This window comes from Klebsiella sp. CN_Kp100 (assembly GCF_040065315.1).
Classification (GTDB): domain Bacteria; phylum Pseudomonadota; class Gammaproteobacteria; order Enterobacterales; family Enterobacteriaceae; genus Klebsiella; species Klebsiella oxytoca.
Genome location: NZ_JBEAIJ010000003.1, coordinates 37,712 through 56,695, shown reverse-complemented (window position 1 = coordinate 56,695; position 18,984 = coordinate 37,712). Strand labels below are relative to the sequence as shown.

Sequence of the window (18,984 nt, the reverse complement as noted above, 5' to 3'; positions counted from 1 at the left end):
AACCGTATCCGCATTCATAATGTATGCCAGTCCCGCCAAAAAAAGCGCGTTGTCGGCAACAGGTGAAACTTTACGTTCAGATATGGAACAGCTTTTGCAACCCTCAGCGGACGAGTCGCTTAATTGAGGAAAATTCATGCAAAGTCATGTTGCCGCCCACGGGATGGCGGTCGCCCCCCATCATCTGGCCAGCCAAAGCGCGCTGGCGGTACTGCGCGAAGGCGGAAGCGCCATCGAAGCCATGGTTGCCGCCGCCGCGACCATTGCGGTGGTTTATCCGCATATGAACGGCCTCGGCGGCGATGGTTTCTGGCTTATCGTGCCGCCCGAGGGCGACCCCATCGCCATTGACGCCAGCGGCGCGGCGGGTTCGTTAGCGACGCCGCAGGCCTACGCCGGCCTCGCGCAGATCCCCCATCGCGGTCCGCAGGCGGCGCTGACCGTGGCGGGCACCGTCAGCGGCTGGGACGAAGCGCTTAAGGTGTCGCGCGAGTTAACCGGCGCGGCCCTGCCGCTCACGCGTCTGCTGGAAGATGCCATCGGCTACGCCGCGAACGGTATCCCGGTTACCGCGTCGCAGGCCAGCGCGAGCGCCGATAAATTCAGTGAACTGCGCGACCAGCCCGGCTTCGCTGAAACCTTTCTGGTGGACGGCCAGCCGCCGAAGGCCGGGAGCCGCTTTCTGCAGCCGGCGCTGGCGAACACCCTGCGCCGATTAACCGAAGAAGGCCTGGATAGCTTCTATCGCGGGCCGCTGGCGGAGCAGCTGGCCCGCGGGATGGAAAAGTACGGACTGCCCGTCACCCTTAGCGACCTGCAGCAGCATCGCGCTCGCCGCCCCCAGCCGCTCAGGCTGGCGCATCGACACGGCGAACTATGGAACCTCGCGCCGCCGACTCAGGGGCTGGTTTCGCTGGCGATCCTCGGCATCACCGACAGGCTGGCGATGGCCGACGCCGACGATGCGATGACCGTCCACCGTATTGTGGAGGCGACCAAGCTGGCCTTCGGTCTGCGCGACGCGCACATCACCGATCCGCGCCACCTTGATGTTGATATTCAGAGCCTGCTGACACCGGCGGCGCTGCAGCCGCTGGCGGATAACATCGACGACCAGCGGGCGGCTCCGTGGGGCGCAGGTAAAGGCCCGGGCGATACCGTCTGGATGGGGGTGATCGATAAAAGCGGGCTGGCGGTCTCCTTTATCCAAAGCCTGTACCACGAATTCGGCAGCGGCGTGGTGCTGCCGGAGAGCGGCATTGTCTGGCAGAACCGCGGGGCATCGTTCAGCCTCGACCCGAGCCACCTGCTGGCGCTGGCGCCCGGTAAACAGCCGTTTCACACCCTCAACCCGGCCGCAGCAAAGCTGAACGATGGCCGGGTGATGGTTTACGGCTCCATGGGCGGCGACGGCCAGCCGCAAACCCAGGCCGCTATCTTCACCCGCTACGTCATGCAAAACGCGCCGCTGCAGGAAAGCATCACCCGACCGCGCTGGCTGCTGGGGCGCACCTGGGGGCAGACTTCCGACTCGCTCAAGCTGGAGGGCCGCTTCAGCGCCGAAAGCGTTGACCGCCTGCGTCAGTTGGGGCACGAGGTTGAAGTGCTGGCCGATTTCAGCGAAGCCATGGGCCATGCGGGGGCGATTGTACGTCATCCCAACGGCCTGTTTGAGGGGGCCAGCGATCCGCGCAGCAACGGCTCCGCCGCCGGATATTAGGAGCTGATAATGACAACATCGCAGAACGAATGGGACGCCTGGCTCTCGCAAATGGAACAGCTGCTGGCGCTGGATCTGGACGATACGCGGCGCGCAGAACTCAGAGTGCAGTTTAGCCGCATTGCCGCCATGGCCGGGCCGTTGATGGCCTTTCCCCTCGACGAGCGCGTCGAAATCGCCGGAGTCTATAAAGCATGAAGCTGCCTGAAATGACCATTCACGAAATCCAGCGCGCGCTGGCCACCGGCGAACTCAGCGCCAAAGAGATTGCCCGCCACACCCTGGAGAATATCGCTCGCGTTAACCCGCAGATCAACGCCTGGACCCACGTCAGCGGAAAGCGCATGCTCGCTGAGGCGGAGAATATCGACACCCTGCGACGGGAAAAAAAGCCCCTGCCCGCACTGGCAGGCGTTCCCTACGCGGTGAAAAATCTGTTCGATGTCGCCGGCCATACCACTCTTGCCGGGGCGCAGCTGTTGAGCGATCGCCCTGCCGCCGTAGCCGACAGCTGGGCGGTGCGCCAGCTGCACAGCGCGGGCGCATTATTATCCGGCATGCTAAATATGGATGCCTACGCCTACGGTTTTACCACGGAAAACAGCCACTACGGGGCGACGCATAACCCGCACGATCTTTCGCGGATCGCCGGCGGCTCCTCGGGCGGGTCGGCAGCCGCAGTGGCCGCCGGGCTGGTGAATTTCTCGCTGGGCAGCGATACCAACGGCTCCATTCGCGTCCCGGCCTCGCTATGCGGGATCTTTGGCCTTAAGCCCACTTTTGGCCGCCTGTCGCGCTCCGGCAGTCATCCCTTTGTCGCCAGCCTTGACCATATCGGTCCTTTTGCCCGCAGCGTCGGCGATCTTGCGGCAGTTTACGATGCGCTGCAGGGGCGCGATCCGAGCGATGGTTTTCAGGCCGATAAAGCCAGCGAGCATACGGCTAATCTGCTGCCGCGTGGTCTCGATGGCCTGCGCTGCGCCGCGCTCGGCGGCTATTTTACGACATGGTGCGATGACGATGCCCGTGCGGCGGTTGCCAGCGTTGCCCACGCCCTTGAGGCGCATGAGGAGCTGATATTCCCGGAGGCCGAACTGGCCCGCTCGGCGGCGTTTATTATCAGCGCCGCCGAGGGCGGTAACCAGTACCTGCCCGCGCTGCGGAGCCAGCCCGAACGTTTTGAGCCGAACTCCCGCGAACGGCTGCTGGCCGGAGCGATGATCCCCTCCGCCTGGTATCTCCAGGCTCAGCGCTTTCGCCGTTATGCGCAGCAGACGTTCAAAGGCCTGTTCGCTCATGCCGATGTGCTTATCGCCCCGGCCACGCCGTGCAGCGCGACGCTCATCGGCGCGCAGACCATGGAGATCAACGGCCAGCTGCTGCCGATTCGCGCCAGCATGGGGATGCTGACCCAGCCCATCTCCTTCCTTGGCCTGCCGGTCGTCACGGTGCCGCTGCGCACGGCGAACGGTCAGCCGATTGGCCTGCAGCTGATTGCCGCGCCCTTTAATGAACAAGCCTGTCTGCGCGCGGCGCGGGCGCTGGAAGAGATGGGCATCACCGACGCCCGCCCGGTGGAGATCGCCGCATGATGAGCCCAGAACAGATTAATCGCCCGTTGGTTCTCGCCGAGGTGACGGCGGCGTTTTACCGCTATGAGGAAGCGCTGGTGAGCAACGACATCGCGGTGCTGGATGAGCTGTTCTGGCACGATAAGCGCACGGTGCGGCTGGGGGCCGGGGAAAATCTCTACGGCATCGATGAAATCCGCGCCTTTCGCGCCGCCCGTCCGGCAGCGGGTTTGCAGCGCGAGCTGCGGCATACCATCATCACCACCTTTGGCGAGGATTACGCGGTGTGTAGCACCGAATTCACCCGCGCAGGCAGCGAGCGCATCGGTCGCCAGCAGCAGACCTGGGTACGCTTCCCCTTTGGCTGGCGCATTGTCGCCGCTCAGGTCAGTTTGATGAGTTAAGCCCTGCGCATTTCCCGGTATCCCCCGGGTTGCGCTGCGCTTACCCGGGCTACGGGTCCGCAAACGTCTGCGATCCGGTAGCCCGGACAGATGCGCAGCATCACCTCCGGGAAATACGGCCACTCTGCGCGATGCTCCCGGGTTGCGCTGCGCTTACCCGGGGAACGACTTTACCCCCTGAACGGATGAACGTCGCGCCAGTGGTCGGCAATCTGCTGACGGGTACAGACCCAAACCTGGTCGTGCTGCTGCACATAATCAAGGAAGCGCTGCAGCGCCCGGAAGCGGCCCGGGCGCCCCAGCAAACGACAGTGCATACCGATGGACATCATCTTCGGCGCGCTGGCCCCCTCCGCGTACAGCACATCGAAGCTGTCTTTTAAATAGGTATAAAACTGCTCGGCGGTATTGAACCCCTGGGCAGTGGCGAAGCGCATATCGTTAGCGTCGAGGGTATAAGGCACGATCAGGTGCGGCCTACGCGAACCGTCGCTACAGGCCACTTCGCTCCAGAACGGCAGGTCGTCGCCATAATAGTCGCTGTCGTAATCAAAACCGCCGTGCTCCACCACCAACTGGCGGGTATGGGGGCTGTCGCGCCCGGTATACCAGCCGGTGGGCGGTTTGCCAAACAGGTCGGTTAATACCTGCACGGCTTTATGAAGATGCTCCCGCTCCTGCTCGATAGGCATATTCTGGTAATGGATCCAGCGCCAGCCGTGACTGACCACGTCATAGTTCGCCCTCTTAATCGCCTCGACCACCTCGGGATGCCGCGCCAGCGCCATCGCGACGCCGAACACGGTCAACGGCAATCCCCGTTTGCTGAACTCATTATGGATGCGCCAGAAGCCGGCGCGGCTGCCGTACTCATACAGCGAATCCATCGACATATGCCGGTCAGGATAGCTGGCGGCGCCGATAATATCGGACAGAAACTGTTCAGAACCGGCATCGCCGTGCAGCACGTGGTTTTCCGAGCCCTCTTCATAGTTCAGCACAAACTGCACGGCGATGCGCGCGTTGTTCGGCCACCGCGCGTGCGGCGGCTGTCCGCCGTAGCCGCGCAGGTCGCGCGGGTAATCTTCTGCCAAAAATGCCATCTGCCACCTCTTTCATTTAAAACGGGGTTAATGCCTGAAATTTGCCGCTCAACGCCTTGCTTTCCGGAAAGGCTAAATCGCCCTGCTTGCTGGTCGACAGGCCTAACGCCACCAGCGACTCAACCATTTTGACCGCCGCGCTGACGCCATCGATTACCGGTACGCGCAGCTCGCGGGTCAGCTCCTGAGCCAGCGTCGCCATCCCGCCGCATCCCAGTACGATAGCCCCGCAGCCGTCCTCCTTTAGCGCCTGAATACAGCGCGCGCGCACCTTCTCCTGCGCCAGACCACTACCGTCCTCCAGCGCCAGCACCGGTAAATCAATGGCGTGCAGGGCGGCGCAGTGGTGGTGGAAACCATACTGGTGCAGCAGATGACGGGCGATGATCAGGGTGCGCGGCAGCGTGGTCACGATGGAGAAACGGGTGGCCACCAGCGTCGCCATATGCATCGCCGCTTCGGCGATTCCCACCACCGGTCCCTGCGCCAGCTCGCGCGCCGCCAGCAGCCCGGGGTCGCCAAAGCAGGCGATGACATGACCATCAACGCCCTCCTGGCGACCGGCCTTAATTTGCTCGAGCACGCCGACAGCGGCGATGGCTTCATCAAAGTGGCCCTCTATCGACGGCACCCCTTCGCCGGGGCAGACCGCCAGAATCTCGGTTCCCGGCGCGGCCACCGCCCGCGCGGCGGCACCGATGCTTTCCGTCATGGCCAGGCTGGTGTTGGGATTGATCACTTGTATACAAACGGCGGCCATTACGGCTCCTTATAGCCGGCAAACAGCCGGGCAAAATCAGGCAGGGTCACGCCAGAACGCTCAAAGCAGAGACTGGCGACAATATGTTCAAAATGGTGGCTTAAGGCGTCGCTCAGGGGCTGCAGCGTTTTATCGCGCAGCAGCTGGATCAGCCGTTCGTGATCGTCGCAGCGGCAGCCCTGCCGCCACGGCGATCCCCACGCCGCGATAACTAATGAAGAGCGCTGGCTCAGGCGGGTCACCATCTCAGTGAGCACCTGATTGCCGGAGATCGCCTGCAGCTGAATATGAAACTCGGCGGAATAGCGAATCGCCGCCGGGCCGTCATGGCTTTCGTGGGCCAGCTGTTCCTGGCGGGTGATGGCTTCCAGCGCCGCCAGGTGCGGCGGCTGACAGCGGGCCAGCACATCCGGCAGGTTGGCCACTTCCAATAGCGCGCGGGTACGGAAGATCGCCTGCGCCTCTTCAACCGTCGGGCTGGCGACCTGTGCACCACGTTTGGGCGTCAGGATGACCATTTGCACGGTTGCGAGTCGCTGCAGCACTTTTCTGATCCCGGTACGGCTCACGCCAAACACCTCCGCCAGCGCCTCCTCCGGCAGTTTGCTGCCCGGCGGTAGCTGATGCTCGACGATAGCGGTCATCAGCGCCTGAAAGATGGACTCGTCTTTGTCATGCAGCTCTGGCGCGGCCTGCAGCCGTTGTTGGTTGTTCATTAACCACTCCAAATTTTACTTTTTGACACCGAATCGTATACATAAAACTAATTTCTTGTATACAAAATTAACTATTTGGCCCAAATCCTGCAACGACACCAGCAATCCATTTCAACGGGTGTTCATTAACAGGAGCAGGTTTCATGCCAAATACACAAGCGATGCATCAGGTTAAGGCCGCTGATCCCCACGCTGGATACAGCCCACGGCTTTGCAATGAGGATCTGGCGCCGACGCGCGACCAGAACTGGAGCTGGTACAACATCTTTTCTTTCTGGATGTCGGACGTGCACAGCATGGGAGGCTACGTGGTGGCGGCGAGCTTCTTTACGCTTGGTCTTGCGAGCTGGCAGGTGCTGCTGTGCCTGCTGGTGGGGATTTGTATCGTTCAGCTGTGCGCTAACCTGGTGGCAAAGCCCAGCCAGATGGCGGGGGTGCCCTACGCGGTGATCTGTCGTCAGGCGTTCGGCGTCTTTGGGGCTAATATCCCGGCGGTGATCCGCGGGCTTATCGCCTTCGCGTGGTACGGTATTCAGACTTATCTCGCCGCTAACGCGCTGATGCTGGTGCTGCTGAAGTTCTGGCCGTCGCTGTCGACCCTCACCGCATCCAGCTTCCTGGGTCTGTCGCATCTGGGCTGGCTCTGCTTCGCCACCATGTGGCTGCTGCAGGCGATGGTGTTCTGGCACGGGATGAACGCCATCAAGCGCTTTATCGATATCGCCGGCCCGGCGGTCTACGTGGTGATGCTGGCGCTGGCGGGATGGATTGTATACAAAACCGGTTTTGACGGGATCTCCTTTACCCTCGCCAGCAAATCGCTGAGCGCCGGGGAGCAGACCTGGCAGATGATCACCGCCACCGCGCTGGTGGTCTCCTACTTCTCCGGCCCGCTGCTCAACTTTGGCGATTTCTCGCGCTATGGCAAAAGCATGGGCGAGATCCGCCGCGGCAACCGCTGGGGCCTGCCGTTTAACTTCCTGCTGTTTTCCATCGTGACCGTGGTGATTGTCTCCGGCACGCAGTCGCTGTTTGGCCGCATGATCACCGACCCGATTGAGACCGTGAGCCGCGTAGGCAACGACCTGGCGGTCGCCATTGGCCTGCTGACCATGATCACCGCCACCATCGGGATTAATATCGTGGCCAACTTTGTCTCTCCGGCCTTCGATTTCTCTAACTGTTCGCCGCAGAAAATCAGCTTCCGCACCGGCGGGATGATTGCCGCCGTAGGGTCTATTCTGCTGACGCCGTGGAACCTGTTTAACTCGCCGGAGCTGATCCACTACACCCTCGACGTGCTGGGGGCGTTTATCGGCCCGCTGTTCGGCATCCTGATCGTGGATTTTTACATCATCAAGCGCGGGCAGGTTTCCGTTAACGACCTGTTTGACGACACGCCCAGGGGCCAGTACTGGTACCGAAACGGCTTTAACCCGAAAGCGATCGCCGCGCTGGTGCCCTCCGTCGCCATTGGCCTGATCATCAGCTTTATTCCGGCCCTGCACGAAGTGGCTAACTTTAGCTGGTTTATCGGCGTCTTCCTGAGCGGCGCGGCCTATCGCTGGATCGCCCGCGACGAACGCGTCGGCGCCACCGCCGGTTTCAGCCCTCTCGCCCAGAAAGAGTAACCCTGCATCCCCGCCGCGGCGTCACGTCGCGGCGACTTTCCGCCCGCACAACCTGGCATCAATCTTGCTCTATCCACCTATCCTTTCGCTTACCCACAGGGCAGCTATGATGTTTGACTACCATGCCGCGGTTCGCGGCGCATTTTTCGATATCGCCGAGGTTGCCGAGAGCGCCGACGATATCGCCCGCCAGGCGCGCTATCTGGAGGATGGCGTGCTGTTTCTTCGCGACGGACGCATTCAGGCGCTGCTGCCGTGGCAGGAGGGCGAACGCCTTCTGCACCCGCAGAAGGGCTATCGCGACCTGCGCGGTAAGCTGCTGCTGCCGGGCTTTGTCGATGCCCACGTCCACTATCCGCAAACCGAGATGATCGGCGCATTTGGTGAGCAGCTGCTGGAGTGGCTCACCACCTATACCTTTCCGGTGGAGAGCCAGTTTGCCGATGCCGACTACGCCGCGGAGATCGCGCAATTTTTTGTCAACCAGCTGCTGAGCCACGGCACCACCACCGCGCTGGTCTTTTGTACGTTGCACCCTGAATCGGTGGATGCCCTGTTTAACGAAGCGCTGCGCCTCAATATGCGCCTGATCGCCGGGAAAGTGATGATGGACCGCCACGCACCGGAATATCTGAGCGAAAGCGCGGAGCAGAGCTACCGGCAAACCCGCGAACTGATTCAGCGCTGGCACCAGCGCGGCCGTCTGGGATACGCCATTACGCCGCGCTTCGCGCCGACCTCAACGCCGGAGCTGCTGGCGGGGGTGCAGCAGCTCCGGGAAGAGTTTCCCGATACCTGGCTGCATACCCACCTGAGCGAAAACCTCAATGAAGTGGCGTGGGTTAAAAGCCTCTGGCCGGAGCATGAACACTATCTGGATGTCTATCATCACTATCGACTGACCGGCGAGCGCAGCGTATTTGCCCACGGTATTCATCTGGCGGATGCGGAGTGGCAGTGCCTGCACGAGACCGGTTCGGCGCTGGCCTTCTGCCCGACGTCAAACCTGTTCCTCGGCAGCGGGCTGTTTCGTTTACCGGCCTGCTGGCAGAACAAGGTGCGGATGGGTATCGGTAGCGATGTTGGCGCGGGCACCACCTTCAGTATGCTGCGCATCCTCGGCGAGGCGTATAAGGTCAGCCAGCTGCAAAGCTATCGTCTGCGCGCCAGCGAAGCGTTTTACCATGCGACCCTCGGCGGCGCGCGCGCCCTGCGCCTTGATGAGAAGATTGGTAATTTCCAGCCCGGTAAAGAGGCCGATTTTGTGGTTATCGACCCGGCGGTCACGCCGCTGCAAAGGTTACGCGGCGGGCGCTGCAAGGATATCTATGAGCAGCTGTTCGTCCTGATGACCCTGGGCGATGAGCGTAATATCAGCGAGACGTGGGTGAACGGCGAGCGCGTATGGGGAGATGCGGCTGCGGAGTAGTCCCTTTCCCGGAGGCGGCACGTTGTGCCTGTCCGGGCTGCCAGACCACAGGCAGTGCCGAACTTGTAGCCCGGACAGGCGCGCAGCGCCGCCTCCGGGGAAATTCAGAACCTGTAGCCCTGCCAGGCGTAGCGCCGCCGGGGCCATTTAGCTGCCGCGATAGGTGGACCAGCCGCCGGGGGCAATTAAAAACGGTAAATGATAGTGCTCATCAGCCTCCTCGCGGATGACGAAATCAATCTGCGCACTCAGGTAGAGCGTCTCGCGCCCGCCGGCGGCAAACCACGCGCCAATTTCCGCGCTTAACCGGTAATGTCCTGGCGCCAGCGGCCCGGCACCGAATTCGCCAATGCGGCCGTTATCATCGGTGACGCCGCAGGCAACCTGCGCGCCTTCGCACTCCAGCGTAATTTTTACGCCCTGCGCCGGTCGGCCGGTGGAAATATCGAGAATATGGGTGCTTAAGGTGCTCATTCGCCAATCGCTCCTTTCAGTCTTAACAAGGTAATTTCGCCTAGCTGGGCTAACGCGTCCCGTACTTCTGCGCTATCGCTGTTGTGCAGCCGACGCGACAGCGCCGCCAGGATTTCCTCCCCGCTGCGCCCTTTGGCGCGAATCAAAAAGACCCGGCCAAACCGCGCCTCGTAGCGGGCGTTACCCTCTTTCAGCGCCTGCGCCAGCGCAGCATCACGGTCATCAACGCTCCCCTGCTCCTGGCGGGAGAGCGCCGCATGGGCCTGCTGCCCGGTGGGCTTTTCGCCGATACGCGGATGGGCGTTCAGCGCCTCAGCCAGCTCCGCTTCCCCCCAACCTGCCATCAGCCGCTGGGCGGCGTCCAGCAGTTCCGCGCGGCTGCGCCATGGCCGACCGGCTGCCAGCGTGGCCGCCCAGCCAGAGACGGCCACGCAGGGTTCCAGCACGGCGACGGCCTGTTCGCCGCTCAGCTGATTAAAGTGATTCAGCACGATCATCAGTACTCCTTGTGGCCGCCGCCGCGGCCGGTTTCTCTTCCGGGATAATCAGATTCAGGACAATCGCCACCAGCCCGCCGCTGGTCGCCGCGGAACCGAACAGGTTGCCGACGATCGGCGGGAAGTGGGTCAGAAACGCCGGGACCGCTTCAATGCCGAGACCAAAACCAAAGGCCAGACCGACGATCAGCATATCGCGGCGGGTCAGCGGTTTCTGGGTGATAATGCGGATCCCCGCCGCCACAACGCAGCCAAACATCACCATCGTCGCGCCGCCCAGCACCGGCGCCGGGATCTGGCGCAGTATCTCGCCGAACGGCGGAAACAAACCCAGCAGAATCAAAATCACCCCGATGTAGCGGCCAACGTAGCGGCTGGCGACGCCGGTCATCTGAATCACGCCGTTGTTTTGCGCAAAGGTCGTATTGGGGAACGCGCACAGCATCGCCGCCACCATGCAGCTGATGCCATCAGCCAGAATGCCGCCTTTCAGCCGTGAACGGAAGGCTTCGTCATCTATCGACTGCTGAGAGATGAGACAGTTGGCCGTCAGGTCGCCCACCGCCTCAAGAATGCACACCAGCGACACCAGGGCAATCGGCAAAAAAATGGCGCTGTTGAACTGGAAACCAAACGGGAACAGCTGCGGTAAGCGAAACCAGACATCGCCGACGCCTTTAAGCTGGAACGAGCCGCTCAGCGCCGCCGCCGCACAGCCGACGGCCATCCCCACCACCACCGACGAGAGGCGTAGCCAGCGGTTTTTCGCGCAGCTCAGCAGAACGATGGTTCCCAGCGTAACCGCGCCGAGGGCAATATTGCTCGTGCTGGCAAAGGCTTTAGCCTGCTCACCGCCGCACCAGTTAATCACGCTGACTTTGATCAGGCTAATGCCGATCAGCGCAATCACGCTGCCGGTAATCACCGGGGTAAAAATGCGCTTCAGCGGTTCAATAAAGCGGCTGACGAGGCAGGGCACCAGCGCGGCGACAAAGTTGACGCCAAACAGCATGGCCATAATATCCTGAGGCGTGCCGCCCTGCCCTTTTACCCACATACCGCCGGCAATCGCCACCCCGAGGAACGCAAAGCTGGTTCCCTGCATACAGATCATGCCCGCGCCGATCCCCCACAGGCGGTTGGATTGCAGGAAGGTCCCGATGCCGGAAGCCAGCAGGGACATGCTGATCAAATAGGGCAGCCACTCCCCCAGCCCCAGCGCCGCGCCGATAATCAGCGGCGGCGTAATAATGCCTACCAGCCCGGCGAGTACGTGCTGTAAGGCACTAAAAAAGGCCGGGAGCGGCGGGATCCGCTGCTCAAGGCCGTACAGTAAGCCGCCGTTTTTTTCATCTGACATGATCGTTTCATCCCGTTGCGAATAAGCGTGCGGGAACGGGTGCACAAAACAGGCCAAACTCACTCACATCTGAGCAACATTTAATTTTATTCATTTTTTTCAAACAGATAACACATCATTTTCGCGACGTTCACGCTATATGGCCTCGGCGCGCCCATGAAACATTAGATTCTCAATTGCAAATTTAGAAATTATTGATTCATAAAAAGGCAATAAAAGCCGCTCTGCGCACCAACATTGTGCAATCGCACGGTAGCGGGGAGCCCGAATCGGCGAAATCAGCGCCTGCGCCAAAGTGGTACGCAAATTGCTCAAGCCAATAACGACGTATGTAAAGGAGAAGGAAATGAAAGCATTAGTTATCGGCGGCGGAATCGGCGGCCTGAGCGCGGCGGTGGCATTAAAAAATGCCGGTATCCACTGTGAAGTGTTTGAAGCGGTAAAAGAAATCAAGCCGGTGGGCGCGGCCATCTCCATCTGGCCTAACGGCGTCAAGTGCATGAAGCATTTAGGCATGGGCGATATTATCGAAAACTACGGCGGACCGATGCATTTTCTGGCCTACAAGGAGTATCTGCGGGGAGAGACGCTGACTCAATTTAGCCTCGCTCCGCTGATTGCGCGCACCGGCGGACGCCCCTGCCCGGTTTCCCGCGCCGAATTGCAGCGCGAAATGCTCAAATTCTGGGGACGGGAGGCAGTGCAGTTTGGTAAACGCGTTACCCGCTGCGAAGAAAACGCCGACGGCGTTCGGGTCTGGTTTACCGACGGATCGATGGCGGAGGGCGATTTTCTGATTGCCGCCGACGGCAGCCATTCGGCGCTACGCCCGCACGTGCTCGGCTATACGCCGGAACGCCGCTACGCGGGCTACGTTAACTGGAACGGTCTGGTCGATATTGATGAAGCGATTGCGCCCGGCAATCAGTGGACGACCTTCGTCGGAGAAGGGAAACGCGTTTCGCTGATGCCGGTTTCCGGGGGGCGATTTTACTTTTTCTTTGATGTCCCGCTCCCGGCGGGGCTGGCCGAGGACCGCAGCACCCTGCGGGCGGATCTCAGCCGCTATTTCAGCGGCTGGGCGCCGCAGGTGCAGAAGCTGATCGCCGCCCTCGACCCGCAGACCACCAACCGTATTGAAATCCACGATATTGAACCGTTCGCCAAGCTGGTTCGCGGCAGAGTTGCGCTACTGGGCGATGCCGGACACAGCACCACGCCGGATATCGGCCAGGGGGGCTGCGCGGCGCTGGAGGATGCGGTGGTGCTGGGGGAGTTGTTTAGCCAGAGCCGCGATATCAGCGGGGTTTTGCGTCAGTACGAAGCGCAGCGCTGCGACCGGGTGCGCGACCTGGTGCTGAAGGCGCGTAAGCGCTGCGATGTGACCCACGGTAAAGATATGGCGCTGACGGAAGCCTGGTATCAGGAGCTGAAATCCGAAACCGGAGAGCGAATTATCAACGGCCTGTGCGAAACCATTCAGGGCGGCCCGCTGGGGTAAAGATCCCGGCATCAGCCCCCTTCCCGGCTCGCGGCGTAAACGCCTTAGCCGGGCTACCGGATCGCAGATGCCGGGGAACCCGTAGCCCGGTCATACAGCAACGCCACCGGGGAAGCAGGCCGCAGAGAATTGCAGGCCGGGCAGTTTACGCAGACGGGAGGGAAGCCGCTGTCCCGCCCTGTATCGCCTCCATCACCGCGGTCAGCTTCTGGATCGCCATCTGCGCCGGACGTGAAAGCTGGCGCGACGGCGCGGCGCACAGGGCCAGGGTAAGCGGCCGCAGCAGACGGTTGCGCAGCGGGACAAACGCCAGCTGGCCGAGCGCGATCTCCTCCAGCACATCCAGACGGCTGAGGAGGGTCACGCCGCCGCCTTTAAGCACCAGCGATTTAATCAACCGAATATCGTTGCAGCAGATGCTGTTCGTCGGGGAAAAATCATAATGGCGATAGAGCATCGCGACCCGCTCGTGGACGATCAGCGGCGCGCCGGGAAGAATATGCCGCTCCTCGCTTAGCTCGCCCAAAGACAGCATTTTAGCCTGCGCCCGAGGGTGATCCGGACACATCACCACCCCCATCTCCAGTTCGGCAAAAGCCAGCACGCTAAGCCCCGCCTGGCCTTCGGGATCGAGAATCAGACCGAAATCGAGATCCGCCTGCCGTACCTTCTGGCTGACGCTATGACTATCCGCCACCTGCAGATCCAGTTCCAGCCATGGCCAGCTGCTGATAATGTCCGCCAGCGCGGCGGCAAAGCTCCCTTCCGCCAGCGCCTGCACCATGCCGAGGCTGACGGAGCCGCGTTTAAGCCCCTGCAGCTCATCAAACTTTTGCCGCGTCAGCTGAAACTCCTTTTGCCAGCGCAGCAGATTGTCGTACAGCAGCTCGCCGGCGGTGGTCATGCGTAGCCCCTCCGGCAGACGCTCAAACAGCGGCGTGCCGAAATCCTCTTCCGCCTGCAGAATTTGCCGGTTGATAGCCGAAGCGGAAATATGCAGTTTCTCCCCGGCCCGCCGCAGGCTACCGCTGCGCGCCACTTCGGTAAAATAGATAGCGAAACGTGAAAATGGGCTCATCGTGGACCTGTTCTCTTTTTTGCAACAGCTGAATGAATTCTTGCTGATGGATGTCAACACCCTAATATGGCAACAATAAACTCACAACAATTAAACAAATATTTTTGTGAGCAGGAAGAGAAGCCATGAACAGACCACAACCTACCCCACCCGCCCACTGCACCTTTGCGCCAGAGGACTGGCTGCGCCTGGCAAAATGCTGGCACCCGGTTGCCCGCGCCTGCGATATTGGCCCCGCCCCGGTGAAAGCCACCCTGCTTGATGAACAGCTGGTCATCTATCGTATTAAGGGCCAGGTGGTCGTTGCACGCGACGTCTGCCCCCATCGCGGCGTACCGCTGACGCTCGGTTTTCACGATGAAGAGGGAATTGTCTGCCCGTACCACGGCCTGCGCTTCGGTGAGGATGGCCGCTGCAACCGTATCCCTTCCAGCCCCGACCAGCCGGTACCGGCGAAACTCAACCTCACCAGCTTTGCGGTAGAAGAACGTTATGGCCTGATCTGGACCTGCCTGGCCTTCGATCCGCAAGACCCGATGCCGCTGCCGGTGATGCCGCACTGGCACGACGATGGCTTTCAGCAAATCAACTGCCCGGCTTTTGAGGTCAACGGTTTTGCGGGTCGCCAGGTCGAGGGATTTCTTGATGTTGCCCATTTTGCCTGGATCCATACCGGGACTTTCGCCGACCCCAATAACCAGGTGGTGCCGGACTACAACCCGCAGGAGACGGCGTTTGGGTTTATCGCCGATTACTGGAGTTCAGTCGGCAACTATCCCGCCAGCACCGAATTTCGCGCGCCGGAAGGCTTCCAGTGGCTGCGCCATTTTGAAATGCATTTGCCGTTTACCGCCACCCTGACGATTCATTTCCCCGAGGACGCCAGGCTGGTGATTATGAACGCCGCCTCGCCGGTATCCTCGCGCATTACTCGTATGTTCGCGCCCATCGCGCGCAATTTCGATCTGCACGTACCGGTGGAAGACGTTCACGCCTTTAACCTGCGCGTCTTTGAGGAAGACCGCATGATGGTAGAGACCCAGCGCCCGGAAAGATTGCCGCTGGATTTAACGCTGGAAGCGCATATTCCTGCCGACCGCAGCTCCATCGCCTATCGGCGCGGGCTGAAGAAAATGGGCTTCGGCGATTTTTTCCTCGTGTAAGTGGAGCAGCACTATGAATGAGGTATTACAGGTCATTGTCGACGGCCTCTGGCGTCAGGGAAGCCAGAGCCTCGCCGTCAGGCTGGTGGCACCGGAGGGTCAGACGCTCCCTGCCTGGCAGCCCGGCGCGCATATTGACGTTCATCTGCCGTGCGGCATTATCCGCCAGTATTCGCTGACCGGCCCTGATAGCGTCGCTGACGGATATCTGATTTGCGTGGCCCTCGACAGCGCATCCCGCGGCGGCTCGCGCTACATTCATCAGCAGCTGCGCCCCGGCCAGACGCTGTTGATTTCCCCTCCGCGCAATCTGTTCCCTCTGCAGGCGGCGGAGCGGGTGACGCTGCTGGCCGCCGGCATCGGGATTACGCCGCTGTATGCCATGGCGCTAAGGCTGGAGGCAGAAGGCGTACCGTTTACCCTGCACTACTATCTTAAGAGCCGCGCGCGCGGGGCGTTTATCCGCGAACTGCAACAGCGATTTAGCGCCGCAAGCGTGGTAATTCACTGTTCAAGCGAAGGGCGCAGCGCCAGGCAAAACCTGGATGCGGCGCTGAATAGTGCGCATGCCGGGCAGCCGATATATCTCTGCGGGCCGGCAGGATTTATGGCCGCCGCGCACCGGGCCGCCCTGGCGCAGGGATGGGCGGAAGCGCGGATCCACAGCGAAGCCTTTCAGCCTGTCGCCACGCCAGCGGCGTGCGCAGAGGAAAACACCTTTAACGTGATCCTTGCCTCCTCGGGCGAACGCTGGCCGGTACCCGCGCATAAAACCATCGCTCAGGTCCTCCAGCAGAACGGCATCGCCGTCCCCCTCTCCTGCGAAATGGGGATTTGCGGCGCCTGCCTGACGCCGGTTATTGAAGGCATCGTCGACCACCGCGATACCGTGCAGTCGGAGGCAGAGAAATCCGCCAGCGCGCAGCAGATAGCCCTGTGCTGCTCGCGCAGCCGATCAGCGAATTTGTGCATTGATTTATAGTCCGGCGGCGTTGGCCAGTGACCTGCCCGTAATACAATCAATCATAAGCCAGCGGGGGCACCGAGGGTTAATGACGAATAAGTACGATTTAACAGGCTCCATTGCCTCAAGCAATAATCTTATGAAGTAAAGGCGTTATCGCGATACATGAAAAACATCGCGGCTGGCGAATGTTGTATGCAGTATTAACGAAAACTCCACTGCACGCTGATGACAAAAACGGCCGGGAGAATAATTCCGCTTTCGATGCCGAAATAATCGGTAAAGTTATACTGGAGACCATGGTAAATATAGGGAGAAAATCCAATGCCGGTCGCATCTTTAAAATCCTTATATGAGCCATGGTCGCCGCAGTCCTCAAAAGCATCGAAGAAAAATTCGCCGACGTAGCCATAAATCCCCTTAAATACCCAGCCGTTGCCCAACGACGCCCAGTCGCGGCGTACCCCGAGCGCAATACAGCGATCGTCAAAGCTGTTTTTCATCGTCCCGACCAGCAGGCTGTACTTCGAATCCGCGGAGAACTTGCGTTCAACCGAGGCAAACTGGTTATCAAAGCCCTCGGTGTACTGGCCGTGATTGTTTGACAGATGATAGATCCAGGAGCCGGTATTAACCGAATAAAGAGTGATTTCATCAGCCTCTGCGGCCGTCGACGCAGCCATCAGGGCAGCACTCGCCACGGCGATGGTTATCTTTGTGCCCATTAACATCATCCTCTGCTTGAGGTCGCCGCCCGGTTGGATAATCAGAGTATAGAAATCGTCGGTGGCCCCTGCCTGAGAAATGATAAATTTTCTGCAAAAAGATATTTAAATGTAGTTTTAAAGATGAATAATATTTAGATAGCGCATTTCGTCAGATAATTATGCCGCCAGGAAGCGAAAAAATCAGATATGATTATATTTCTCTGTTCCAGGATTGATTAAGGAGTCATAAAATACCTGGCGTGCCACCAGGCATTTTTTGCAATAGCATTAACGCTGGCAAATGTTAATCAGCAATTCCGCCATCCAGCGGTGGCTCCTCTCCTGGGCCGCCGTTTCATGCCATGAAAGATAGCAGGTGCGACTGTTCATTTCTAAAGGCAGCGGCAGCAGCTGGAGCGCAAACTGTTCTTCAAACTCTTTGGCCAGCCACTCAGGCGCGATGGCCACCATATTGGTTTGCGACACCACGCTCAGCACGCTGACCATGGCGTTTCCGTGGAATGCGACGCAGGCCTGCTGTTCCTCAGAGCTATACCAGGGATGGCTGAATGAGCCGTAGCGATCCAGCGCGACGGTAGCGTGCTGCTCGCGATAAATATCCAGCTCGGTCAACGGCGATGCAATACGCGGATGATTCCGCCTGGCCACCAGCACCATGCGATCGTTGAACAGCGGGATGCTGGTGAACTCCGGGTGGTTGAACTTGTTGTAATCGAGAACAAATTCAACTTCCTGATAGCGAAGCTGGTTGATGACCTGCTGGCTTAGGGTAGATTTAAAGGAGAGACTGACCCGAGGCGCAATCTCGCTCACTTTATTAAAAATAAGCGGTGTCAGATAGTTATCCAGCGGGCTACAGACGCAAAGATGGTAAATACGTTCGCAGTCCAGCGGATCGAACAGCGTATCCGGTAGCTCATTTTGCACCAGCTGCAGAGCGCGTCGAACCGAGCCGAATAGCTGAAAGGCGCGATCGGTCGGTTTAATCCCACGACCGTTGCGGACAAACAGTTCATCCTTAAACAGCACCTTGAGGCGCGATACCGCGCTGCTCACCGCTGGCTGGGACATGCCGAGCGTTTGTGCCGCCTTGGTTAAGCTTTGCTCTTGCATAACGGTATCGAAAATAGTCAGCAGGTTAAGATCGACTTTCCGTAATACGGGCTGCAGGACTTTCGGTTCAGAGGTTGGTTTAGATATTGTATTTTCACTCATGTAGGGAACTCCACCAGCACATTAATCAGCGATCCTGCTTCGTAACACTGAGACCTTTCGCCAAAGCAAAAAAACAGGCAGATAAATCATCATCGGCCACAGTAGCCATGTGTTATCGGTTTCCAGCAGCACGCTCAAATGGACGAAACTTATTAGTAAAATGGTAAACAGCAGAAGAATATGAAACGTGTTGTGTTTTCTGGAGAAAACGGCATAGCGGTAAAGCATTATTTTTCCTTTCGTTCACTCCTTGAACAAAAGAGAATACCATATAAAAAGTGGTGAAATTTCTGAAAAATACGCGACTTAATCCGAATAAGTTAATTCTCATTGAAATTATTAAGATGTTCTTAGGTAAATCGCAGAAAAAACCAAAATCCAGATATTAATTTACCGGCGGTAACCAATAATACTTTTCATTAACATTCCATCGCGATGAATAACTGACAACGGAAACTATTACACGCGTAATGGTCACCTCAGTGCAGTAATCGTCATAAAGCGATTATCGGACTGTGATAAAGAAATCGTTAATGTCAGCGCTAGCATCTTTAGCGCGCGTCATGACCGGGAAAGGCTGACGGACGGTCGGCGGTTGCCAGGTGTGCAATGTTAATCAGTGGGCTAAATCGGATTTGGGCCGCCATCGAGGCCTCGAACCCCGTTCCCT

At 59.5% G+C, this 18,984-nt stretch carries 17 protein-coding genes and 1 pseudogene; 9 read left to right on the top strand and 9 right to left on the bottom strand.

The window, feature by feature from the left end; translation table 11 throughout:
- Positions 1-136: 136 nt before the first annotated feature.
- From hpxW to hpxZ, 4 genes are read left to right on the top strand one after another with little or no spacing between them, the layout of a single operon-like run.
- Positions 137-1,720 (top strand): oxamate amidohydrolase, encoded by a 1,584-nt coding sequence (hpxW, locus tag ABLV12_RS03300; RefSeq protein WP_004112028.1) that lies wholly within the window; start codon positions 137-139, stop codon positions 1,718-1,720.
- Positions 1,721-1,729: 9 nt separating this feature from the next.
- Positions 1,730-1,918 (top strand): oxalurate catabolism protein HpxX, encoded by a 189-nt coding sequence (hpxX, locus tag ABLV12_RS03295; protein ID WP_064396749.1) that lies wholly within the window; start codon positions 1,730-1,732, stop codon positions 1,916-1,918.
- A complete protein-coding gene (locus ABLV12_RS03290; protein WP_064396747.1) occupies positions 1,915-3,312 on the top strand; it encodes an AtzE family amidohydrolase in 1,398 nt (465 codons plus the stop codon). The genes hpxX and ABLV12_RS03290 overlap by 4 nt, the downstream gene beginning before the upstream one ends.
- Complete coding sequence (hpxZ, locus tag ABLV12_RS03285) at positions 3,309-3,695, top strand: oxalurate catabolism protein HpxZ (RefSeq protein WP_004100894.1); 387 nt, start codon at positions 3,309-3,311, stop codon at positions 3,693-3,695. Before ABLV12_RS03290 ends, hpxZ begins: the two co-directional genes overlap by 4 nt.
- A gap of 170 nt (positions 3,696-3,865) precedes the next feature.
- Here hpxZ and puuE read toward each other — a convergent pair whose 3' ends face one another.
- The 3 genes and pseudogenes from puuE to ABLV12_RS03270 all read right to left on the bottom strand — a co-directional run bounded on the left by puuE (position 3,866) and on the right by ABLV12_RS03270 (position 6,274).
- Positions 3,866-4,798 carry an allantoinase PuuE gene (gene puuE / locus ABLV12_RS03280; protein WP_004100893.1) on the bottom strand — a complete coding sequence of 311 codons (933 nt, stop codon included), beginning with the start codon at positions 4,796-4,798 and terminating at the stop codon, positions 3,866-3,868.
- Positions 4,683-5,558, bottom strand: a pseudogene (gene hpxA, locus ABLV12_RS03275) (allantoin racemase). Before hpxA ends, puuE begins: the two are co-directional and overlap by 116 nt.
- A complete protein-coding gene (locus ABLV12_RS03270; protein ID WP_004100889.1) occupies positions 5,558-6,274 on the bottom strand; it encodes a GntR family transcriptional regulator in 717 nt (238 codons plus the stop codon). The pseudogene hpxA and the gene ABLV12_RS03270 overlap by 1 nt, the downstream one beginning before the upstream one ends.
- Positions 6,275-6,417: 143 nt before the next feature.
- Here ABLV12_RS03270 and ABLV12_RS03265 point away from each other — a divergent pair, with 143 nt between their 5' ends.
- Both ABLV12_RS03265 and guaD read left to right on the top strand, forming a co-directional pair.
- The gene (locus ABLV12_RS03265) at positions 6,418-7,905 is read left to right on the top strand and encodes an NCS1 family nucleobase:cation symporter-1 (protein ID WP_023320685.1); all 1,488 of its coding nucleotides are present in this window, start codon (positions 6,418-6,420) and stop codon (positions 7,903-7,905) included.
- A gap of 109 nt (positions 7,906-8,014) precedes the next feature.
- The gene (guaD, locus tag ABLV12_RS03260; RefSeq protein WP_160887658.1) at positions 8,015-9,334 is read left to right on the top strand and encodes a guanine deaminase; all 1,320 of its coding nucleotides are present in this window, start codon (positions 8,015-8,017) and stop codon (positions 9,332-9,334) included.
- A 147-nt stretch (positions 9,335-9,481) separates the two neighbouring features.
- Here the strand turns inward: guaD and uraH are convergent, their stop codons facing one another.
- Genes uraH through ABLV12_RS03245 form a run of 3 tightly spaced genes read right to left on the bottom strand, consistent with a single transcriptional unit; the run spans position 9,482 to position 11,665 of the window.
- Positions 9,482-9,808 carry a hydroxyisourate hydrolase gene (gene uraH, locus ABLV12_RS03255; protein WP_016807373.1) on the bottom strand — a complete coding sequence of 109 codons (327 nt, stop codon included), beginning with the start codon at positions 9,806-9,808 and terminating at the stop codon, positions 9,482-9,484.
- Positions 9,805-10,305: a 2-oxo-4-hydroxy-4-carboxy-5-ureidoimidazoline decarboxylase gene (gene uraD, locus ABLV12_RS03250; RefSeq protein ID WP_064396741.1), complete on the bottom strand. Its 501-nt coding sequence runs from the start codon at positions 10,303-10,305 to the stop codon at positions 9,805-9,807. Before uraD ends, uraH begins: the two co-directional genes overlap by 4 nt.
- Positions 10,283-11,665 carry a nucleobase:cation symporter-2 family protein gene (locus ABLV12_RS03245; protein ID WP_032728017.1) on the bottom strand — a complete coding sequence of 461 codons (1,383 nt, stop codon included), beginning with the start codon at positions 11,663-11,665 and terminating at the stop codon, positions 10,283-10,285. The genes uraD and ABLV12_RS03245 overlap by 23 nt, the downstream gene beginning before the upstream one ends.
- 346 nt (positions 11,666-12,011) lie before the next feature.
- Here ABLV12_RS03245 and hpxO point away from each other — a divergent pair, with 346 nt between their 5' ends.
- A complete protein-coding gene (gene hpxO / locus ABLV12_RS03240) occupies positions 12,012-13,166 on the top strand; it encodes an FAD-dependent urate hydroxylase HpxO (protein WP_004100871.1) in 1,155 nt (384 codons plus the stop codon).
- 145 nt (positions 13,167-13,311) lie between these two features.
- Here hpxO and hpxR read toward each other — a convergent pair whose 3' ends face one another.
- Positions 13,312-14,244 carry a LysR family hpxDE operon transcriptional regulator HpxR gene (gene hpxR, locus ABLV12_RS03235; RefSeq protein WP_348866774.1) on the bottom strand — a complete coding sequence of 311 codons (933 nt, stop codon included), beginning with the start codon at positions 14,242-14,244 and terminating at the stop codon, positions 13,312-13,314.
- Positions 14,245-14,369: 125 nt separating this feature from the next.
- Between hpxR and hpxD the strand changes: the two genes are divergently transcribed.
- Positions 14,370-15,407, top strand: a complete 1,038-nt coding sequence (gene hpxD, locus ABLV12_RS03230) for a molybdenum cofactor-independent xanthine hydroxylase subunit HpxD (protein WP_004112020.1) — start codon at positions 14,370-14,372, stop codon at positions 15,405-15,407.
- A 13-nt stretch (positions 15,408-15,420) separates the two neighbouring features.
- Entirely contained in the window at positions 15,421-16,389 is a 969-nt protein-coding gene (locus ABLV12_RS03225) for a PDR/VanB family oxidoreductase (RefSeq protein WP_348866773.1), read from the top strand.
- 185 nt (positions 16,390-16,574) lie between these two features.
- On the opposite strand, the gene ABLV12_RS03220 is transcribed toward ABLV12_RS03225, so the two are convergent.
- Both ABLV12_RS03220 and leuO read right to left on the bottom strand, forming a co-directional pair.
- Positions 16,575-17,054 (bottom strand): hypothetical protein, encoded by a 480-nt coding sequence (locus tag ABLV12_RS03220; RefSeq protein WP_160887656.1) that lies wholly within the window; start codon positions 17,052-17,054, stop codon positions 16,575-16,577.
- Positions 17,055-17,366: 312 nt separating this feature from the next.
- Positions 17,367-18,314, bottom strand: coding sequence for a transcriptional regulator LeuO (leuO, locus tag ABLV12_RS03215; RefSeq protein ID WP_016807369.1), 948 nt, complete (start codon positions 18,312-18,314; stop codon positions 17,367-17,369).
- Positions 18,315-18,984: the final 670 nt, after the last annotated feature.